The organism is Camelimonas abortus, assembly GCF_042432745.1.
Taxonomy (GTDB): Bacteria; Pseudomonadota; Alphaproteobacteria; order Rhizobiales; family Beijerinckiaceae; genus Camelimonas; species Camelimonas abortus.
Window position 1 is genome coordinate 128,665 of the sequence record NZ_JBHLWR010000006.1, and the last position, 17,974, is coordinate 146,638.

Here is a 17,974-nt window from a genome sequence, read left to right on the forward strand (position 1 = left end):
GATGCCGGCGTCAGCCAGATATTTCAGCAGGGCGACGCCTTCATATCGCGCCAACCCACGAATCTGGACGCCGCCACGCAAGGTGATCTCCACCTCGCCGTTGCCATATGCGGACGCCGCCTCGGCCACAGCGATCAATTGGTCCGGCGTGAACGCCCGGCTTACCGGGTAGAGCCGCGCCAGCGCGCCGTCGCCCGTACGCATTGGCGCCATGACGGTCGGGCAGGCGCCACGGCGCAATGCGTCGGCGCGTGGCTCAACGGCTGGCCTCGCGGCAATCATGTGCCGACCTCCAGGTCAGCCTGCAATTGCTCAAGCTCATGATCGATGGCGTTGCGCAATGGCCGCCACAGATCGCGCCGGCGCGCTTCCTGAAACCGCCGCGTCATCGCCTGCGCCGCCTTCGGGTTCTGGTGGCGCAGGAAATCGCGCACCCGCACATCGCCCAGATAAGCGTCATAGACCGCGCCGATCAGTTCGCCGCTAACCGCCCCCGTGGACGCAGCGATGATCACCAGCCGGTCGACCGTCTCCGCCAGTTCCGCCGCGCCGCGTGGGCCGTGCCGCATCTGACCTTCAATAAACAGCGGATTGGTCGCCCGCGCCCGCACGATCCGCGCCACCGCGGCGTCAAGCGTACGGGCTTTCGGCTGGGTCGGTTGCGTGCTGTCGAGGATGATCAGGTCTGGCTTCCGCGCCTCGCCAGACAACATGTGGGCGGCGCTGGCGAACCCCCCGATGAACGCTGCGTCAGCGGAACCATCAAGCAGGTCGCGCGTCGGGTCATCCTGTACATGGACCAGCGCATCGGCACCTTCGACCAATGCTGCGAATGCGCCAGGGGAAGCGACGCCATCCGTCTCCGTCGCCACATGGGCGTGCGATGCGTGATCCAGATACAGGGCGCCGATTTCATCCCGGCTTTCCCAGACGCCTTCGTTCAGCGCATCCTCGGGCCCCGCGCCATAGACGCCGGCGCCCGGCGCGAAAATGCGCGACAGGTCGCCGCCACGCCGTCTTGTGGCGGCTAACGGGTTCTCGTCGTCTGGCTCGCCTTCTCGCGCCGCGACGGCCCGCACCGCCCCGTCGAGCAGCGCCATCTGGGTGGCGAAGGCGTCGCGAAACAGCCCCGAGGCGCGAAAGGTCACGTCGACACGCGGCCGGCCGAGGCTGGCGAGCGTGAGCACCTCAATGCCGACGACCCGGCCGGTTGCGTGGTCCCATTCCGGCTTGCAGCCAAGCAAGGCAAGGCCCAGCGAGATTTCTTCGCCACCAGTGCGCAGGCTGGCGCTCCCGAAAAGGTCGACCACCATGGCGCGCGGCCAGTCGCCATTGCGCTGCAGGTAGTCCGTCACGACCCGATCAGCCGCCGACCTGCCGAAAGCAAAAGCCGTGGGCGTCGGCATGACGCGCGGATCGACGGCGTACAGATTACGCCCCGTCGGCAACACGTCGAGGCGACCGCGTTCGGGCGAGCCAGAGGGCCCCGGCGGCACGAAGCCCCCCGCAAGCGCCGTCAGCAGGTTGGCGCGCTCCGTGGCGGCGGAGGCCTGACGGTCCGGCGATGCCTCAGGGTCAGCACAACCGAAAACATGCAGGCCGTCGCGGACCGGGAAATCCTTGAGATCACAAAGCCATGCATCGATGCGCTGCAGTGCCGTGGCGGTATCGTCAGCATCGTCCACGCCTGCCTCGGCGGCCAGCCGGTGTTGTCTGGCGTGGCTGACGATGCGCTGCGCCAGCACATCGCGGCGGCGAGGGTCCAGCGCTTCGGCGCTGGCGTATTCTTCGACCAGTTGCTCAAGTTCCAGAGCGGGCCCATGCGCTGCGCTGCGCACGACAGGAGGTGTCAGGTGTCCGAGCGTGATCGCGCCAATCCGGCGCTTGGCCTGCGCAGCTTCGCCCGGATTGCTGACGATAAATGGGTAGACCACCGGCGTTGCGCCGCACAGCAGCGTGGGCCAACACGCCGCCGTCAGCGCGGTCACTTTGCCGGGCAACCACTCCAGCACGCCATGGGCGCCGACATGCACAATGGCGTCGGCGCCAAACTCGCGGCGCAGCCAAAAGCAAAACGCGATCAGAGCGTGGCCCGGCGGCAGGGCGGGGTCATGATAGTCCGCGCGCCTGGTCTCACGACGTCCGCGGTCTGGCGCTATGGCGACGATGGCGTCGCCGCACACCACAACGCGAAACTTGTGCGTCTCTTCAGCGGAAGGCGGCCCCCAAGCGGCAATCACTTCATCCTGCGCCGATTGCGGAAGGGCGCGGAACATCGCGCCATAGGCCGCCGCATCCAGGCTCGCCCCCCATGCGGGACGCTCCAGTGCGCGCATGAGGCTTCGGGGGTCGCCCGGCGGCGCGGCGACGCTATAACCGTTGGCTGAAAGCGCCTGCAGGATCACCAGTGCGCTTTGCGGCGCATCGAGGCCAACCGCGTAAGCGGCGCGCCCTTCGACGCCAGGGTAGTCGGGAAGAAGCACGGCGATGCGGCGGCGATCGCAGGGCTTCCGCCACAACCTGATCCAGGCGCAGATATGTTCCGCCGTCGCATCGACGCAATCAGCCTCGGGCACATTCCGCAGGGCGAGCTGGCTTGCCTGGCCAAACCGTTCGTCTGTCCCCTTGAAAGACAGCGCCCCTGCGAGCATGCGCCCGTCCAGTTCGGGTAGAGCGACATGCATGGCGACATCTGACGGCGTTAGTCCGCGCGCGCCATTCTGCCACGCGTCGCGCCTCGTGGAGGCGACGATCACCTGAAAGACTGGGATCTTGATCCGCCCGAACAGGCTCTCCTCCTCGCCGCCAATGGAGAATGCGGTCGCCGTCGCGACCGCATCGGGACGCAACTGCATGCAGGCGGAGACCACCGCTGCCTGAGCCTCGGCGGGCTTCAGAGAGGGAACAAACAGCGCCATTGCCTGGACGCCACGTGCCTCAAGCGCGCTGACAAGGGACGAGATTGGCGCCTGGTCACCCGCCAATAACATCGAGCGATAGAACAGGATCAGCGCCAAAGGGCGACCCTGGTCGCGCTCCGCGTAAAGCGCTTCAAGCGAGACTGCGCCGCGGCCAGGCAAGTATCCGCCGATCGCTGGCATGGGCTCCGCTGCTCCGGTCGAACAATGGTGTCCGGCCAGTGAGGCCAGCCAGCGTGTTGCCAGCCGCAGGTTCTCTGGTCCCCCGTGCCGGAAGCAGGCGAGCAGTTCTGCGCGCGCCGACACGTCTATCGTAGAGAGCGCCGCCAGTCGCTCATCATCGTCTCGGTCTTCGCCGGGCAGCAGGGCAAGCTTTGCGCCATAGCGGAGCGCCGCATCGGCAAGTCGTTCGCAACCGTAGGACCACCAGTCGTATCCTCCGAGCACCCGTGCGATGATAATCTTGGCGTGCGGCGCCATCCGGTCGAGCCAAAGATCGACGGACATGGGATGACGCAGTTCCCGTAACTGCGTCAGGCGCAACTCCGGCATGCCGGCGTCAGATGCAACCTCTTGCCGCCACGCAGCTTCCAGTCCAGCGAGGTCACTGTCGCTGAACGACAGGACAAGCACAGGCGCTGGCGCTTGCCCCAGATCAACAGGGGCCGCCAGATCGTCCAGAGACGTAGAGGTGGTGGCGAGAATGTGCATTCAGGAATGCTCAGTCGCCGAGCGCTCTGACAACAGCGGAGCGGTCAAAGCCCTTGAGACCAATCACCACGAGCCGCGCGCTTTCCCCGTCACGCCAGGGACGATCGAAGTAATGGCTGGCCCGCTGGCCTACGGCCTGGGCCACCAGGCGCATGGGCTTGCCGTCGACGCGGACAAAGCCCTTGATGCGCAGCACGCCGTCGATGCGGGTTGCTGCAGCGATACGAGCCTCGATGTCGGCTGGCGACGCCACCGGCGCTATATCGACGCTGAAGCTGTCGAAATCGTCGTGCTCGTGATCGAGCTCGTCGTCATGATGGGTGCGGCGGCTATCGATCTGCTCTTCAGCTCCGACGCCGAGGCCGAGCAACACCCCAGGGCCCACAGCGCCGTTCGCGGCCGCAATGATACGGACGCCAGCCGGGGTATGTTCCTGAAGAAAATTGCGGACCTGTGCCTGCTGGTCTGCGTCGATGAGGTCGACGCGCGTCATGACGACAAGGTCTGAGCAGGCCAACTGGTCCTCAAACACTTCCTCTACCGGGTCATCGTGATCAAGCTGGTCGTCGGCCTCGCGCTGGGCGGCGAGGGCGTCATGGTCGCCCGTCACCTCCCCATTGGCCAGGGCGAGTCCGTCGACCACTGTAATCACACCATCAACAGTGACACGGTTACGAATCTGCGGCCAGTTGAACGCCTGGATCAGCGGCTTTGGCAGGGCGAGGCCCGACGTTTCGATCAGGATGTGATCGACCGGCTCCGCGAGCGCCAGAATACGGTCGAGCGCTGGGGCGAAGTCCTCGGCCACGGTGCAGCAAATGCAGCCATTGGCCAGTTCAATGACGTTATCCGCGGGGCAGGAGGCGGCGCCGCACTGCTGCAACAGGTCTCCGTCAATCCCAATGTCGCCGAACTCGTTGACGATAATCGCAAAACGCTTGCCTTCTGCATTCTCCAGCAGATTACGGATCAGCGTCGTTTTGCCGGCCCCGAGAAATCCCGTGATAACGGAACAGGGCGTGCGGGTGCGGCTGGCGGCGGTCATGGTGCCTCCTTGCTGGCCAGCAGATTCTTGTAATTGGGGATACGGGCGATCATGCCTCGCTTCAGCGCCTCAGGGCGCGGACGAAAGGGCATGAGGCCGTCGTCAGAATTAGCGAGCAGAAGCGCTCCGACGACCAGATCGGCGCCGCTATCGGCCTTGAGATCGCCGAATACGTAGGTCCATTGAGTGGGACCAAGAATGGCTGCGCTAAGCCCGCGCTTGCAGTTGGAGAGGCAATTGACGCGACGCACCACCACGCCGCTCGCGTCAGTTGCCGCGGCTTCCGTGCTGGCCGCCAGCGCGGAGCCCGGGCGTATCTGTTCGGATATCGCAGTCTGCGCGTCAGTCGTCGCTTCCCGGCAGGTTTCGCAAACAACAATGGTCACCAGCGGCTTTGCACTGGCGACAGGCGCAACGTCGACTGACGCTGACGAGCCTGCAACGGCGTTCAACTCGGCCACAGCGCGGCCGGCAAAAACTATTTCAGACACATCGCCCCCAAGCCCGGTAATCCCGCCGGTCGGACTGAATGGATAGAAGCGACGGCAGGTTTCCTGGCTCGCGGGTCGATGTCAGCGCCGTCGCCTTCCCAGGAAAATCCCAGTGGCTAAATGACGGCTGACTCACCGCTTACAGTTGCGGGTACAGCAGCGGCTTTGCCATTTCGGCGCACCGCTTTCCCTCTTTGGGCTCCTTCTGTAAGGAAGGAGACCGTCGCTGCCGACCATCTAATGGCGGCGCCAGCCGTTTGTCAACGCGAGGACAGCATGCACCGGGATGGGTCGTCCGATAACTTGCGCCATGCGGAAAAAATGAAACGCCGCAAAGAGGTGCAGGACGCAGAAGTGGCCAGCAAGTCGATCGAGAAGGGCTTGCTGATCGTCAATACGGGACCAGGAAAAGGCAAGTCGACGGCGGCTTTTGGCCTGGCGCTCCGCATGCTCGGTCATGGCCGCCGCGTTGGCGTGGTGCAGTTTATCAAGGGGGCGTGGAGCACCGGCGAGCAGCGGGCTCTGGAAGCATTTGGCGATCTCGTAACGTGGCGCTCAATGGGCGAGGGTTTCACATGGGAGACCCAGGACAGGGAGCGTGACATTGCCGCAGCGTCACGAGCGTGGGATGTCGCACAGACCATGATGGCTGACGAAAGCTACGCTTTGTTAATTTTGGACGAACTCAATATTGCCTTGCGATACGACTACCTCGACGTACATCAAGTCGTACAGACGCTCTCGGCGCGACGCCGGGACCTGCATGTTGTCGTCACCGGTCGGAACGCAAAGCCGGAAATGATCGCTGCTGCGGATCTGGTTTCAGAGATCGCCGCGGTTAAGCATCATTTTTCCGCAGGCGTACGCGCCCAACAGGGCGTGGAATTCTAATTGTAAGGCTCTGGACCGCTAATCGGAGTCAAAAGAGGGGCCTGTCGTAAATTTGACGGTAGTCGCAGAAGTCCCGGTGGCCTGACCCCATAGGGCGGTCCGGTTTCAATCTTAGTTCATGATCGGCCTTGGGGCTATTGCCTGGGCAGATGACGGTGCTGCTCCGCTTGCTGGCGCAGGCCAGATGATGGCCTCGGGTGCCGGTGGCTTGTATCCAAGCGACGAGTGTGGCCTCTTGGTGTTGTAGTATCGCCGCCAGGCTTCGATGATGATCTTGGCCTCGGCGAGGCTGTAGAAGATCTCACCGTCAAGCAGTTCGTCGCGGAGCTTCGAGTTGAAGCTCTCGCAGTAGCCGTTCTCCCAAGGGCTTCCTGGTTCGATGAACGCTGTCTTTGCGCCGACGGCTACGATCCACTCCCGTACAGCCTTGGCGATGAACTCCGGGCCGTTGTCGGAACGGACATGGCCCGGCACGCCGCGCAGGATGAACAGGTCCGACAGGGTGTCGATGACGTCGGTCGAGTTGAGCTTGCGATCAATGGTAAGCATGCGGTGAGCACCACATCTGAGACGCCTCCGCCTCAGGCTATGCCTTACCCCGTGGTGGCTGCCTTCCAGTTCCACGGCAGCAGTTCATCGATACGCGCAGCCGGAATGCTATTGATCCTGGCGAGGACGTCGGCCAGCCACGCCTGAGGATCAACGTCGTTCATGCGGGCGGTGACAATCAGGCTGTACATCGCCGCAGCGCGCTGTCCGCCGCGATCCGATCCGCAGAACAGCCACGCCTTGCGGCCAAGGGCGACGCCGCGCAGCGCCCGTTCGGCGGCGTTGTTCGACAGGCAGATCCGCCCGTCATCGAGGAAGCGCGTGAACGATGGCCAGCGCTGGCTCAGATAGCCGATGGCCCTCACCAGGGGATGGCCACGACTGAACTGGTCCCGGGTCTGGCCAAGCCATGCCTCCAGCTGCGCAATCACCGGCGCGCTGCGCATCTGGCGCACGGCCCGGCGCCCGTCGGCGCTGGCTCCATTGATGTCGCGTTCGATCGCGAACAGGCTGTCGATCAGGCGAACAGCTTCCAGCGCCCGCGGATAGACGGACGGCGGCTTCAATCCCCTGGCCGTTTTGCGGGCGGCGCTTTCGATGTCCGCCAGCTCAAAGAACTTGCGTCTTGCGTGCGCCCAGCAACCCGCCTCCAGAATGGGGGCTGGCGCGCGCTCTGGCCTGTACAGCTCATTGTAACCGCCATAGGCGTCGGCCTGAAGAATGCCGCTCCATGCCCTGAGGTGCTCCTGCGGGTGAACGCCCCGACGGTCGCGTGAGTAATGGAAGACAGCCGCCGGTGGCGCGGGGCCGCCCCAGGGGGCGTCGTCACGCACATAGGTCCAGAGCCGGCCCGTATCGGTCTTGCCCTTCGCCAGCACCGGAACCGTGGTGTCGTCGCCATGCAGCCGTTTAGCCGCCAGCACATGCGCCTCGATCCGCGAGAACAGCGGGGCCAGCACCGAGGCAGCGCCGCCGACCTGATCCGCCAGCGTCGACAGGCCCAGCGGCACGCCCTCGCGGGCATAGCGCTCGCACTGGCGGTTGAGCGGCTGATGCTGGCCAAACTTCTCGAACACGATCTGGGCCAGAAGCCGGGGACCGGCCCAGCCGCGCGGCAGCACATGGAACGGCGCTGGAGCCTGGGCGATGGCCTCGCAGTCGCGGCACGAGAACTTCTCCCGCACCGTCTGGATCACCTTCCACTGGCGCGGGATCACCTCCAGCGTCTCGGTGATGTCCTCGCCCAGCTTCCTCAGCCGCGCGCCGCCGCAGCAGGCGCAGGCGCGCGGGGCTTCAACCACCACCCGCTCACGCGGCAGGTGCTCAGGGAAAGGCTGACGCGCGGGCTTCCTGCGGCGGAACGCGGCGACAGGCGTGGTCGCGCGGGCGGCGGCTTTCTCTGCGGCAAGCTCGTCCTCGGTCGCGCCAGTCTCAAGCTCCTCCAGCTGCAGCTCAAGCTGGTCGAGCAGGCGGGCGGTCCGCTCCGATGAGGCGCCAAAGCGCTCACGTTTGTACTTCGCAATGAGCAGCTTCAGATGGGCGATCTGCGCCTGGTCATCGGCGCGCCGGGCCCGGGCTGCGGCGGCTTCTGCCTCGGCCCGGTCAGCCCGCTCCACGGCGGCGACGAGCGCCGCTTTCAGCGCTGCGACATCGTCAGGAACGGGGCTGGCCATGGCTTTCATGACCGTAGTGAATCACAGATCAGGGCGTTTGTGGCGCCCCAAAATGCCGTCTGGCCAAACTATTTTTGCTCAGCCGGCGCTGCGCGGCCTCCAGCTGTGTTGCGGATGGCGCCAGTCAATTCCTTCGAGCAAATAGCCGAGCTGGGCTGCCGTTAAGGCAACCGCGCCGCCCCCTGTCGCAGGCCAGATGAACCGGCCGCGTTCCAGCCGCTTCGCATAGAGCGACATGCCGATCCCGTCGTGCCACAGGATCTTGCACAGTGCGCCGCCGCGGCCCCGGAAGACATACAGGTCGCCGCAATGGGGATCGCGCCGGAAATGCTCCTGCACCAGCAGCGCAAGGCCATTCATGCCCTTCCTCATGTCGGTGTGGCCAGAGCAGATCCACACCCGGGCGCCGGCGGGGATCATCGCAGCGCCTGCAGCACGGCGCTGACCAGCGCAGGCGGGGCTGAAAGGGGGATATCAATCCGCGCTGTGACAAGGGTGACGCTGATCACCGGGGCGCCTTCAGGCCCCGGGCTGCATTCATCGCCCGCCACAGCTTCCAGGCTTGAGCCCGCCGCCACCGGCGCAGACCCCTCATCCTCTGTCAGGACAACCGGCACGAACCTCCCCGCTGCCTGCCGGGCCTCGCGGCGCCACTTGTAGATCAGGCTGGTGGCCACACCGAACCGTCGCGCGACCTCCGCAATCACCGCGCTGGGCATGGTTGACGCCAGCACAATCTCTTCGCGCTCCGCCGCACTCCAGCGACGGCGACGTTCGGATCCGGAAATAACCGCCACTTGCATGAACCTGCGCTCTTAACTGCGTCCTTATGAGCACAGCTTCAGCACAAGGCACTGTCACGACAAGGCGGCCTTCGCCGGAGGCTCACGATCAATGCGGATCGCCAGGCACTCCCGGGTGAACTCGTCGATGATGTTGAGCATGCGGAACTTCCTGCCATCGTGGGTCCGGCCCTCGACGAAGTCATAGGACCAGACATGATTGGGGTGCTCCGGCCGAAGCCGAACGCATGATCCGTCATTCAGCCAGAGACGTCCTCTCTTCGGTTGCTTCTGGGGAACCTTCAGCCCCTCCCGCCGCCAGATGCGCTCGACACGCTTGGCATTCACCGTCCAGCCTTCGGATCGCAGCATTGCCGTGATCCGGCGATAGCCATAGCGGCCGTAGCGTGAGGCCAGGCGGATGATGTCGGCGGTCAATGCCTCTTCATCCGGCCGGCCTTTGGGCTTTTTGCGGTGGGTCGAACGGTGCTGGCCGAGAACCTTGCAGGCAAAGCGCTCCGAGACGGAGAACTTCGCCATGACATGATCGACGCAGCGACGGCGGCGAGCGCGGCTCAATAGTTTCCCGAGGCAGCCTCCTTCAGGATCAGCTTCTCGAGCGTCAGGTCCGACACCGCCTTGCGCAACCGGTCGTTCTCTTTCTCAAGCTCTTTCAGGCGCTTCACCTGATCGCCCTTCAGGCCGCCGAACTCCTTGCGCCATCGGTAATACGTGAACTGTGTCACGCCGATCGAACGAACCGCTTCGCCAACTGACCGGCCTTGTGACAACAGAACATCAACCTGGCGCAGCTTCGCCACGATCTCTTCAGGTCTATGCTTCTTCTGGGGCATTCAAACGTCCTCCTACGGCTCAATAGCCTACTTCAGGGAGGACCACTTTTCAGGGGGCAGACCAGGCGTCCCAGACCCCGCCCGCGCACGAGTCTTTCATCACGCGCCTTGATACCGACGGAGACGGAGCCCTGTCCCGGGAGGAGGCGGCTGCGGCGCGGCAGCGGCTCTTCGCCCGGCTCGACGGCAATGGAGACGGCGTCATCGACGAGCAGGAGACCGTCGCCCTGCGCGATGCGATCATGGATCATGCCGTCGCCGTGCAGGCGCGCCTCGGCAGTGCCTGGCGGCGGATGGACACGAACGCCGACGGGCGCGTTTCGGCGGATGAGTTTCGCGCCCGCACGATGCTGTTCGACCTTGCCGATCGCGACGGCGACGGCCGGCTGACTGCGGCCGAGCTCGCCTTCATGCGCGGGCTCGTTCTCGGCCGCCGCGGTTGACGAAGACCCGGGCCCCGGCAGCCACTGTTTCGTTGAGGGAGTGCTCCGATGCGTTTCCCAGTCAAGCCTGTTCCGGTCCTCGCGGGTCTCGTCGCGCTCGCTCTTTCAGTTCCCCTCGATGGCGCCCGGGCCGCGGAATGGACGCGCGGCACCGTCGGCGGCGGGCAGGTCAGCCGCAGCGTCTCCGGCGACGGGCCCTTCTATACCGGGCACACCACCCGCGTCGGCCCCAATGGCGGCACCTACAGCTCCACCGCCACCTGCTTCGACGGCATCGTCGACCGCTGTCGCCGCAGCTACACGGCGACGGGGCCGGGAGGCCGCACCTATTCCGGCGAGCGTGCAGGGGCGCGCGGGCCGTTTCGCGCCCGGTCCATCGGCCGCATCACGGGGCCGAACGGCGGTGCCGTGGTCGTCGGCCGCCGGCACTGGAGGTGAGGCGGCGTGGTGTGGAGCCGGATGCGTGATGAGGCGCAGACACCCGAAGAGGGCGAGGACGAGCGCCTGCTTGCCCGCATCGCGGCTGGCGAGCAGCCGGCGCTCGTCCGCCTCATCGACCGCCACGGGCGCGGCCTGCGCCTCTTCGCGACCCGTTATCTGGGCAATCCGGACGACGCCGAGGACGTCGTGCAGGACGTGTTCGTCGCGGTCTGGAAGCGGGCCGGCAGGTTCGACCCCGCCAGAGGGCGGGCGACGACCTGGCTCTACCGCATCACCGCCAACCGCTGCGTCGATCTGCGCCGCTGGCGCGCCCTGCGCGCGTTCATCGGCCTCGACGAGATGGCAGAGACGCTGCCGGCCAGCAGCGTCGATGCCGATTCCCGTCTGTCCGCCCGGCAGGAACTGGCAGCGGTACGCGAGGGCCTTGTACGCCTGCCCGAGCGCCAGCGCATGGCACTGCTGCTCAGGGCTGTAGCCGATCTCGACGTGCCGGCCATCGCCGAGGTGATGGGCACGAGCACGGGTTCTGTCGAGCAGCTGCTCGTGCGGGCGCGGCGCACGCTGCGTCAGCTCACGGCAGGCGGGAGGAAGAACGAACAAGAAGAAGGAACGACGTGATGAACAGGGACGATTTCGAGCGGCTGCAGCGCCGCTTCGGCAAGGACTGGACGACATGGCCGCCGCCCTACCGGCAGGAGGCGAGGGCGTTTCTGGAGGCGGCTGATGCGGACGACGATCTCGACAGCCTCCTGCTCGCCGCCATCGATGTCCCCGGTGACGAAGGGGCTCTCGCCCGCACAGTCCTGTCGCGCATCGAGGGATCGCGCGGCGTGGCCGGCATTCTCGGCGGCATCCTGCGGCCTGTCCCGACTCCCGTGCTGGCGACCTGTCTTGCCCTCGTCCTCGTCACGGCCGCTGCCGTCGGCTACCGGTTCGGCGACGGCGATACGGGCGTAGAGCAGGACATGCTTCTTGCCCTTGCCGTGGGCGATGCGGCGGGTCTTGGCGAGGTCATGGAAGGCTTCGGATCGGACGGAGGTGAGCTGTGAAGCGTGTCCGGCTCCTTCTGGCCACGGGCCTTGCCGTTTCGCTCCTGGCCAACGCATTTCTCGTCGGTTTCATCGTCCGGGGCGAACGGCAGCCACGCGGCAGCTTCCTCGCACAGAGCATTGCCTCCGCTTATCCGGAAGACGTCCGTTCCGGCTTCCGCCAGCGGTTGCGGGACAACCGGCCGCGTGTCCTGGCAGCGCTGCGCGACCTGCGTGCGGCGCGGCGCGCGCTCGCCGAAACGGCAAATGCCGTACCTCTCGACGCAGCGGCGGTGGAACGGGCCATGACGGACGTGCGCACGGCGACAGACGCGCTCCAGCGGCTCATGCAGGAGCTCCTCCTCGAGACCCTGCGAGCGCGGCAGGGCGCGGACCGGTCCTGATGCCGGACATGGCCGGCCCATGCGGGGGCCAGCAGCACGCCCGTTCCGGGCAGCCGCGCCGTTGATCCTCGTCAAGCGCTTCCTGCGCCGATGCGGCTAGGCTGCTCCCGATGTCTGCCATCTGTGGCAGAATGCGACGAGCATTGCAGGAGATGCCGACGGCATGAACAGCCAGAGCCCCGCATCCGGTGCCGTGTCGACAGTGCTACCTGTGCAGGCCGGAGCCGGGTCGGAAGAGCCGGTCCGCGATCTCGACCGGGCTTGGCATGCCGTTCCGCTACAGGAGGCTCTGCAGGCGACAGGGTCCGGTCCGGACGGGCTCAGCGCCGCAGAGGCGGCGCGGCGCCTCGCGCGTTTCGGTCCCAACCGCCTGCCGCGGGGGCCGCGGCGCAGCGCCCTCAGGCGCTTTCTGCTGCAGTTCCACAGCCGGCTGATTTACGTCCTCGTCGGTTCCGCGACCCTTGCGGCGGCGATCGGCCATGTGACCGACGCTCTCGTCATCGCTTCCGTCGTTCTCGTCAACGCCGTCATCGGCTTTGTCCAGGAGGGGCGGGCCGAGGAGGCGCTCGAGGCCATACGGGCGATGATCGATCCGCAGGCATCGGTGATCCGCGACGGCCGGCGCCTCACGATCCCGGCCGATGAGGTCGTCCCCGGCGACATCGTGCTGCTCGAGGCGGGGGACCGGGTGCCTGCCGACCTGCGCCTCGTGAAGACGCGCAGCCTGCGGGTGGACGAGGCTGTCCTGACGGGTGAATCGGTGCCTGTTGACAAGGCGCTGGAGCCGGTTGCCGTGGATGCCGCCCTCGGGGACCGTCTGTCCATGGCCTTCTCCGGCACCTTCGTCACGGCCGGCCAGGGTGCGGGCGTCGCCGTCGCGACCGGGGCGGCGACCGAGCTCGGCCGCATCAGCGCGATGATCGGCGCTGTCGAGCAGCTCACCACGCCGCTCCTGCGCCAGATCGACGACTTTGCCCGGCTCGTCACCACCGTGGTGCTCGGCATCGCGGCCGCCGTCTTCGCCTTTGCCGTGCTCGTCCGCTCCTATGCCCTCGACGAGGCGTTCATGGCGGTCGTCGGCATCGCTGTCGCTGCCATCCCGGAAGGGCTGCCGGCCATCATGACGATCACGCTTGCCGTCGGCGTGCAGCGCATGGCCCGGCGCAAGGCCATCGTCCGGCGGCTGCCGGCCGTGGAGACGCTGGGGTCGGTCTCCGTCATCTGCTCCGACAAGACGGGCACCCTGACCCGCAACAAGATGATGGTGAGCGCCGTCGTCACCGCCGATCGCACCCTCAGCGTCGACGGCACGGGCTACCGGCCTCAGGGCGAGTTCCGCACGGTGGACGGGCGGCAGCTCGATCCAGCCGCCGATCCCGTGCTGGAGGAGCTCTCCCTCGCGGGGCTGCTGTGCAACGACGCGCATCTGAGGCAAAGCGGCGAGGGCTGGATCGTCGACGGCGACCCGATGGAGGGGGCGCTTGTGTCGCTGGCGATGAAGGCGGGGCACGACACGGCCGCGGCGCGCGCAGGCTTTCCGCGCCTCGACGAGGTGCCGTTCGATTCGCGCCACCGCTACATGGCGACGCTGCACGCCCGCAACGGGCACCGGCCGGTGGCCTATGTGAAGGGTGCGCCGGAGCGTATCGTTGCCATGGCGACGCGGGTCGCGACGCTGGACGGCGAACAGCCCATCGACGCTGCCGCCTGGCACGAGCGTATCGAGGCCCTTGCCGCCGACGGGCAGCGCGTCATCGCGCTGGCGCGCCGGACGATGGAGAGCGGCACCCGTGAGCTGAAAGCGGCCGATGTCGAGCACGACCTGACGCTGCTCGGCGTCGTGGGGCTCATTGATCCGCCGCGCCCGGAAGCGATCGCAGCCATTTCCGAATGCCGGGCGGCCGGCATCAAGGTGAAGATGATCACCGGCGACCATGTTGCCACCGCGCGGGCCATTGCGCGGCAACTCGGGCTTGCGGAGGATCCGGTGGCGGTGACGGGCCATGATCTCGACGCCGCGGATGCGGAGGAATTCGCCCGGTATACGCGGGAGGCGACCGTCTTCGCCCGCACCAGCCCGGAGCACAAGCTGCGTCTCGTGGAGGCGCTGCAGCAGGACGGCTCCATCATCGCCATGACCGGTGACGGCGTGAACGACGCCCCGGCCCTCAAGCGGGCTGACGTCGGAGTGGCCATGGGCGGCAAGGGCACGGAGGCGGCGAAGGAGGCGAGCGAGATGGTGCTCGCCGACGACAACTTCGCCTCCATCGTCGCGGCCGTGCGCGAGGGGCGGACGGTCTACGACAACCTGACGAAATCGATCTCCTGGGCGCTGCCGACGAACAGCGGCGAGGCTCTGACCATCGTCGTGGCCATTCTCTTCGGCCTGTCCCTGCCCATCACGCCGGTCCAGATCCTGTGGATCAACATGGTCACGGCCATCGCGCTGGGGCTGACGATCGCCTTCGAGCCGACCGAGCCCGGCACCATGCGGCGGCCGGCCCGCCCTGCGAACCAGCCGCTGCTGTCCCGCCGTCTCCTGTGGCGCATCCTCTTCGTCTCGACGCTGATGGTATGCGGCACCTTCGGCATCTACGCCTGGGCGAGCGCGCGGGGCCTGCCCGTGGAGACCGCCCGCACCATGGCCGTCAATACGGTGGTGGTGATGGAGATCTTCTACCTGTTCAGCGTCCGTTATGTGCACGGCACGTCGCTGACCTTCCAGGGCGTGCTCGGCACACCGGCCGTGCTCCTGGGGCTGGTGGCGGTCGTGCTGGCGCAGTTCGCCTTCACCTACCTGCCGTTCATGCAGCGCATCTTCGGCAGCGGGCCGGTCGCGTTCGCTGACGGGCTGGTGATTGTCGGCGTCGGCGTGGTGCTCCTTCTCATCGTCGAGGTGGAGAAGCGCCTCGTCGTCCGCTGAGGGGCGGCGTGCCACCCCTCAGGCCGCGGCCCCTGCCGCCGGGTGGGGCAGCACGAAGGGCCCGGCGGGCACGGCGCCAACCTTCAGCTGCACGTCGAAGACCTCACGCAACAAGGCGTCTGTCAGGACCACGCGCGGCGGCCCGTCGGCGACGATGGCGCCCCCTTTCATTGCCACCAGCCGGTCGCCGTAGGCGGCGGCGAGATTGAGGTCGTGCAGGATGGCGAAGACGGCGACACCCTCACGGGCGAGGCGCCGGCCGTGCTCGAGTAGCCCGAGCTGGTGGCGCAGGTCGAGGCTCGAGACCGGCTCGTCGAGGAAGAGGGCGAGATGTTTCTCGTTCCGCCCGCCGGCCATGAGCTGGCCGAGCACGCGGGCAAACTGCACCCGCTGCTGCTCGCCGCCGGACAGGGTCTGGTAGTTGCGCGCGGCCAGATGGGCGACGTCAGCCGCCGCGAGCGCGCGGCGCATCATGTCCAGTCGTTCGGCGGCGCTGCCGGCCCCGTCGAGGCCGAGGCGCACCACCTCGGCGACCGTGAAGGGAAAGACGAGCTGCACGCTCTGGGGCAGCACGGCCCGCTTCATGGCGAGGCGCCAGGGCGGCATGGCGGAGACGGGCGTGTCGCCGTAGAGGACGGAGCCGCTCGCCGGGGCGATCTCGCCGGCGAGGATCTTGAGCAGCGTCGACTTGCCGGCGCCGTTCGGCCCGACGACGACGGTGAGCTCGCCGGCGGCGAGCGCGAGGTTCGTCGGCATCAGGATGGTGCGGCCCGCGGCGTGCAGGCTGATGCCGGTGGCGGTAACGACGGCTGTCATGACGCGAGGCTCCGGCGGCCCGCAAGCAGCAGCCAGAGGAAGAAGGGCGCGCCGATGGCCGCTGTGACGATGCCGATGGGCAACTCCGCCGGCTGGACGAGGGTGCGGGCCAGCATGTCGGAAAGGACGAGCAACATGCCGCCCAGGAGGGCGCTTGCGGGCAGCAGCACGCGATGGTCGGGGCCGACCGCGAGGCGGAGCAGGTGCGGCACGACGATGCCGACGAAGCCGATGATGCCCGAGACGGCAACCGAGGCGCCGACGGCCACGGCAACGAGGAAAATCGCGGTCCGCTTCAGCCGCTCGACGGCAATGCCCAGGTGAAAAGCCTCCGCCTCGCCGAGCGTGAGGGCGTTGAGCCCGCGGGCGAGGAACGGGACAGCGACCAGCACGGGCAAAATGGCTGGGGCGACCGTGGCCGTCTTCGCCCAGGTGGCGCCGCCGAGGCTGCCGAGGGACCAGAAGGTGAGGTCGCGCAACTGCCGGTCGTCGCTGATGAACGTGAGCACGCCCGTGATCGCGCCGGCAAGGGCGCCGAGCGCGACGCCGGCAAGGAGCAGCGTGGCGACGGAGGTGCGGCCGGCGCGCGTCGAGATGCGGTAGAGTGTGAAGGTGGTGAGCAGTGCACCGCCGAAGGCCGCTGTCGGCAGGGTAACGAAGGGCAGGGGGCCCGTTCCCGCGGCGAGACGCTCTCCGAAAACGATCATGCCGGCGGCGAAGAGGGCCGCGCCGGAGGAAACGCCGGTGAGACCCGGATCTGCGAGGGGATTGCGGAACAGCCCCTGCATGAGCGCGCCCGAGACGGCGAGCGCCGCCCCGACGAGCAGCCCGAGCAGCGTGCGCGGCAGGCGGATACCGACGACGACGAGAGCATCGCGAGCCATCTCGTCCGGTACCTTCCCCGTAAGAACGGCATGCAGCACGTCGACGACGCGGGAGGGGGCGAGGGCGAGCGCGCCGGTGCCGATTGACAGGATCGAGACGATCACGACGCCCGCCGCGAGCAGCAGAAAGAGCACAAGCGCGCGCAGCCGGCGGCGGGCCAGCGCGGCGTCGATCGATTCGCCTGGCATATCCGTGGCCGTGGTCACTGTGCCTTCTCGCCCGTTGCCAGCGTGGGATAGAAGGCACGCATCAGCTCGGCGGCTGCCTGCGGCGCCCGCGGCCCGAAGCCGAGCATCAGCTGCCCGTCCAGGGTCACCAGGGCCCGATCGCGGGCGGCGGGAGTACCGGCGAAGGCGGGGGCCGCGAAGACCTCCTCGGCGTGGCCGGCGGCATGGCCGCCGTTGGACATCATGACGATGACGTCCGGCGCCGCGGCGATGATGGCCTCGTCCGTCATCGGCTTGAAGCCCTCGATGACGGTGGCGGCGTTCTCCGCGCCGGCAAGGCGCAGGATGGCGTCGGCGGAGGTGCCGCGGCCGCCCACGAGGGGGCGCCCGTTCTGCATGGCAAGGACGAAGAGCGCCTTCACCGGCTTGTCGATGCGCTCCCGCGCCGCGGCGAGATCGGCAAAGCCGCGGCGCACCTCGGCGGCGAGCGCCTCGGCCTTCGCCTCGGTTCCGGTCAGCCTGCCGATGGTCTCGATCTTGTGGATGACCCCTTCGGCCGACGGCTCGTCCGGCAGCTGCGTGAACGGCACGCCTGTCTCCTCGATGAGCCGGACGGCATCGGGCGGGCCGGCTGTGCTGATCGCGATGACCTGCGTCGGGTTGAGCGCAATGATGCCCTCGGCCGAAAGTGAGCGCACGTAGCCGACGTTCGGCTTCTCCTTCAGCGCGCGCTCGGGGAAGGTGCTGGTCGTGTCTACGGCGGCGACCCGCGCCTCAAGGCCGAGCGCATAGAGGATCTCCGTGACGGCACCGCCGAGGGCGACGATGCGGTTGCCGCCCGGCGGATCGCCCGCCTGAGCGAGCGTCGCCGGCCCGGGGGCGAGGAGGAAGGCGATGGCGATGAGCCGGGCGAGGGTGCGCCGCGACAGGGAGCGGTTCGGTCTGCCGGTCAT

At 67.4% G+C, this 17,974-nt stretch carries 16 protein-coding genes, 3 pseudogenes and 1 riboswitch; of the genes and pseudogenes, 7 read left to right on the top strand and 12 right to left on the bottom strand.

Annotated elements, in window-relative coordinates; genetic code table 11:
• Positions 1–30: 30 nt before the first annotated feature.
• From ACFFJB_RS02930 to ACFFJB_RS02945, 4 genes and pseudogenes are all read right to left on the bottom strand, one after another.
• Positions 31–282 (bottom strand): annotated as a pseudogene (locus ACFFJB_RS02930) (ferredoxin-like domain-containing protein); the annotation flags it as partial.
• Complete coding sequence (cobN, locus tag ACFFJB_RS02935) at positions 279–3,629, bottom strand: cobaltochelatase subunit CobN (RefSeq protein ID WP_376829346.1); 3,351 nt, start codon at positions 3,627–3,629, stop codon at positions 279–281. The pseudogene ACFFJB_RS02930 and the gene cobN, both read right to left, overlap by 4 nt.
• Before the next feature lie 10 nt (positions 3,630–3,639).
• Positions 3,640–4,674, bottom strand: coding sequence for a cobalamin biosynthesis protein CobW (gene cobW / locus ACFFJB_RS02940; protein WP_376829348.1), 1,035 nt, complete (start codon positions 4,672–4,674; stop codon positions 3,640–3,642).
• The gene (locus ACFFJB_RS02945; RefSeq protein WP_376829350.1) at positions 4,671–5,060 is read right to left on the bottom strand and encodes a DUF1636 family protein; all 390 of its coding nucleotides are present in this window, start codon (positions 5,058–5,060) and stop codon (positions 4,671–4,673) included. Before ACFFJB_RS02945 ends, cobW begins: the two co-directional genes overlap by 4 nt.
• A gap of 141 nt (positions 5,061–5,201) precedes the next feature.
• A riboswitch (cobalamin riboswitch) is annotated at positions 5,202–5,405 on the bottom strand.
• 36 nt (positions 5,406–5,441) lie between these two features.
• On the opposite strand from ACFFJB_RS02945, the gene cobO reads away from it, so the two are divergent.
• Positions 5,442–6,056 (top strand): cob(I)yrinic acid a,c-diamide adenosyltransferase, encoded by a 615-nt coding sequence (gene cobO, locus ACFFJB_RS02950; protein ID WP_376829352.1) that lies wholly within the window; start codon positions 5,442–5,444, stop codon positions 6,054–6,056.
• A 111-nt stretch (positions 6,057–6,167) separates the two neighbouring features.
• Here cobO and ACFFJB_RS02955 read toward each other — a convergent pair.
• The 5 genes and pseudogenes from ACFFJB_RS02955 to ACFFJB_RS02975 form a co-directional block, all read right to left on the bottom strand.
• Positions 6,168–6,602, bottom strand: a pseudogene (locus ACFFJB_RS02955) (integrase core domain-containing protein); the annotation flags it as partial.
• Between the two features lie 47 nt (positions 6,603–6,649).
• Positions 6,650–8,278: an IS66 family transposase gene (gene tnpC / locus ACFFJB_RS02960; RefSeq protein WP_376828577.1), complete on the bottom strand. Its 1,629-nt coding sequence runs from the start codon at positions 8,276–8,278 to the stop codon at positions 6,650–6,652.
• 78 nt (positions 8,279–8,356) lie between these two features.
• Positions 8,357–8,698 carry an IS66 family insertion sequence element accessory protein TnpB gene (tnpB, locus tag ACFFJB_RS02965; protein ID WP_376828492.1) on the bottom strand — a complete coding sequence of 114 codons (342 nt, stop codon included), beginning with the start codon at positions 8,696–8,698 and terminating at the stop codon, positions 8,357–8,359.
• Positions 8,695–9,081, bottom strand: coding sequence for an IS66-like element accessory protein TnpA (gene tnpA / locus ACFFJB_RS02970; RefSeq protein WP_376828579.1), 387 nt, complete (start codon positions 9,079–9,081; stop codon positions 8,695–8,697). The genes tnpB and tnpA overlap by 4 nt, the downstream gene beginning before the upstream one ends.
• An 81-nt stretch (positions 9,082–9,162) precedes the next feature.
• Positions 9,163–9,914: pseudogene (locus tag ACFFJB_RS02975) on the bottom strand (IS3 family transposase); the annotation flags it as partial.
• 98 nt (positions 9,915–10,012) lie between these two features.
• On the opposite strand from ACFFJB_RS02975, the gene ACFFJB_RS02980 reads away from it, so the two are divergent.
• From ACFFJB_RS02980 to ACFFJB_RS03005, 6 genes are all read left to right on the top strand, one after another.
• Complete coding sequence (locus ACFFJB_RS02980; RefSeq protein WP_376832499.1) at positions 10,013–10,357, top strand: EF-hand domain-containing protein; 345 nt, start codon at positions 10,013–10,015, stop codon at positions 10,355–10,357.
• A 48-nt stretch (positions 10,358–10,405) separates the two neighbouring features.
• Positions 10,406–10,795, top strand: coding sequence for a hypothetical protein (locus ACFFJB_RS02985; RefSeq protein WP_376829354.1), 390 nt, complete (start codon positions 10,406–10,408; stop codon positions 10,793–10,795).
• A gap of 21 nt (positions 10,796–10,816) precedes the next feature.
• Positions 10,817–11,416 carry an RNA polymerase sigma factor gene (locus ACFFJB_RS02990; RefSeq protein WP_376829356.1) on the top strand — a complete coding sequence of 200 codons (600 nt, stop codon included), beginning with the start codon at positions 10,817–10,819 and terminating at the stop codon, positions 11,414–11,416.
• Positions 11,416–11,847 carry a hypothetical protein gene (locus tag ACFFJB_RS02995; protein WP_376829358.1) on the top strand — a complete coding sequence of 144 codons (432 nt, stop codon included), beginning with the start codon at positions 11,416–11,418 and terminating at the stop codon, positions 11,845–11,847. The genes ACFFJB_RS02990 and ACFFJB_RS02995 overlap by 1 nt, the downstream gene beginning before the upstream one ends.
• Positions 11,844–12,230: a periplasmic heavy metal sensor gene (locus ACFFJB_RS03000; RefSeq protein WP_376829359.1), complete on the top strand. Its 387-nt coding sequence runs from the start codon at positions 11,844–11,846 to the stop codon at positions 12,228–12,230. Before ACFFJB_RS02995 ends, ACFFJB_RS03000 begins: the two co-directional genes overlap by 4 nt.
• 163 nt (positions 12,231–12,393) lie before the next feature.
• Positions 12,394–15,153: an HAD-IC family P-type ATPase gene (locus tag ACFFJB_RS03005; protein WP_376829361.1), complete on the top strand. Its 2,760-nt coding sequence runs from the start codon at positions 12,394–12,396 to the stop codon at positions 15,151–15,153.
• A gap of 18 nt (positions 15,154–15,171) precedes the next feature.
• Here ACFFJB_RS03005 and ACFFJB_RS03010 read toward each other — a convergent pair whose 3' ends face one another.
• From ACFFJB_RS03010 to ACFFJB_RS03020, 3 genes are read right to left on the bottom strand one after another with little or no spacing between them, the layout of a single operon-like run.
• A complete protein-coding gene (locus tag ACFFJB_RS03010; RefSeq protein ID WP_376829363.1) occupies positions 15,172–15,969 on the bottom strand; it encodes a heme ABC transporter ATP-binding protein in 798 nt (265 codons plus the stop codon).
• A complete protein-coding gene (locus tag ACFFJB_RS03015) occupies positions 15,966–17,042 on the bottom strand; it encodes a FecCD family ABC transporter permease (RefSeq protein WP_376832501.1) in 1,077 nt (358 codons plus the stop codon). The genes ACFFJB_RS03010 and ACFFJB_RS03015 overlap by 4 nt, the downstream gene beginning before the upstream one ends.
• A 14-nt stretch (positions 17,043–17,056) precedes the next feature.
• The gene (locus tag ACFFJB_RS03020) at positions 17,057–17,974 is read right to left on the bottom strand and encodes a heme/hemin ABC transporter substrate-binding protein (RefSeq protein WP_376829365.1); all 918 of its coding nucleotides are present in this window, start codon (positions 17,972–17,974) and stop codon (positions 17,057–17,059) included.

What these genes read in the sequence shown, in the direction of transcription:
- cobW (WP_376829348.1), bottom strand. Translation starts at nt 4,674, where the DNA reads ATGACCGCCGCCAGCCGCACCCGCACGCCCTGTTCCGTTATCACGGGA.
- tnpB (WP_376828492.1), bottom strand. Translation starts at nt 8,698, where the DNA reads ATGATCCCCGCCGGCGCCCGGGTGTGGATCTGCTCTGGCCACACCGAC.
- ACFFJB_RS02985 (WP_376829354.1), top strand. Translation starts at nt 10,406, where the DNA reads ATGCGTTTCCCAGTCAAGCCTGTTCCGGTCCTCGCGGGTCTCGTCGCG.
- ACFFJB_RS03005 (WP_376829361.1), top strand. Translation starts at nt 12,394, where the DNA reads ATGAACAGCCAGAGCCCCGCATCCGGTGCCGTGTCGACAGTGCTACCT.
- ACFFJB_RS02990 (WP_376829356.1), top strand. Translation starts at nt 10,817, where the DNA reads ATGCGTGATGAGGCGCAGACACCCGAAGAGGGCGAGGACGAGCGCCTG.
- ACFFJB_RS03020 (WP_376829365.1), bottom strand. Translation starts at nt 17,974, where the DNA reads ATGACCGGCAGACCGAACCGCTCCCTGTCGCGGCGCACCCTCGCCCGG.
- tnpC (WP_376828577.1), bottom strand. Translation starts at nt 8,278, where the DNA reads ATGGCCAGCCCCGTTCCTGACGATGTCGCAGCGCTGAAAGCGGCGCTC.
- ACFFJB_RS02995 (WP_376829358.1), top strand. Translation starts at nt 11,416, where the DNA reads ATGAACAGGGACGATTTCGAGCGGCTGCAGCGCCGCTTCGGCAAGGAC.
- ACFFJB_RS03010 (WP_376829363.1), bottom strand. Translation starts at nt 15,969, where the DNA reads ATGACAGCCGTCGTTACCGCCACCGGCATCAGCCTGCACGCCGCGGGC.
- cobN (WP_376829346.1), bottom strand. Translation starts at nt 3,629, where the DNA reads ATGCACATTCTCGCCACCACCTCTACGTCTCTGGACGATCTGGCGGCC.
- ACFFJB_RS03015 (WP_376832501.1), bottom strand. Translation starts at nt 17,042, where the DNA reads ATGCCAGGCGAATCGATCGACGCCGCGCTGGCCCGCCGCCGGCTGCGC.
- tnpA (WP_376828579.1), bottom strand. Translation starts at nt 9,081, where the DNA reads ATGCAAGTGGCGGTTATTTCCGGATCCGAACGTCGCCGTCGCTGGAGT.
- cobO (WP_376829352.1), top strand. Translation starts at nt 5,442, where the DNA reads ATGCACCGGGATGGGTCGTCCGATAACTTGCGCCATGCGGAAAAAATG.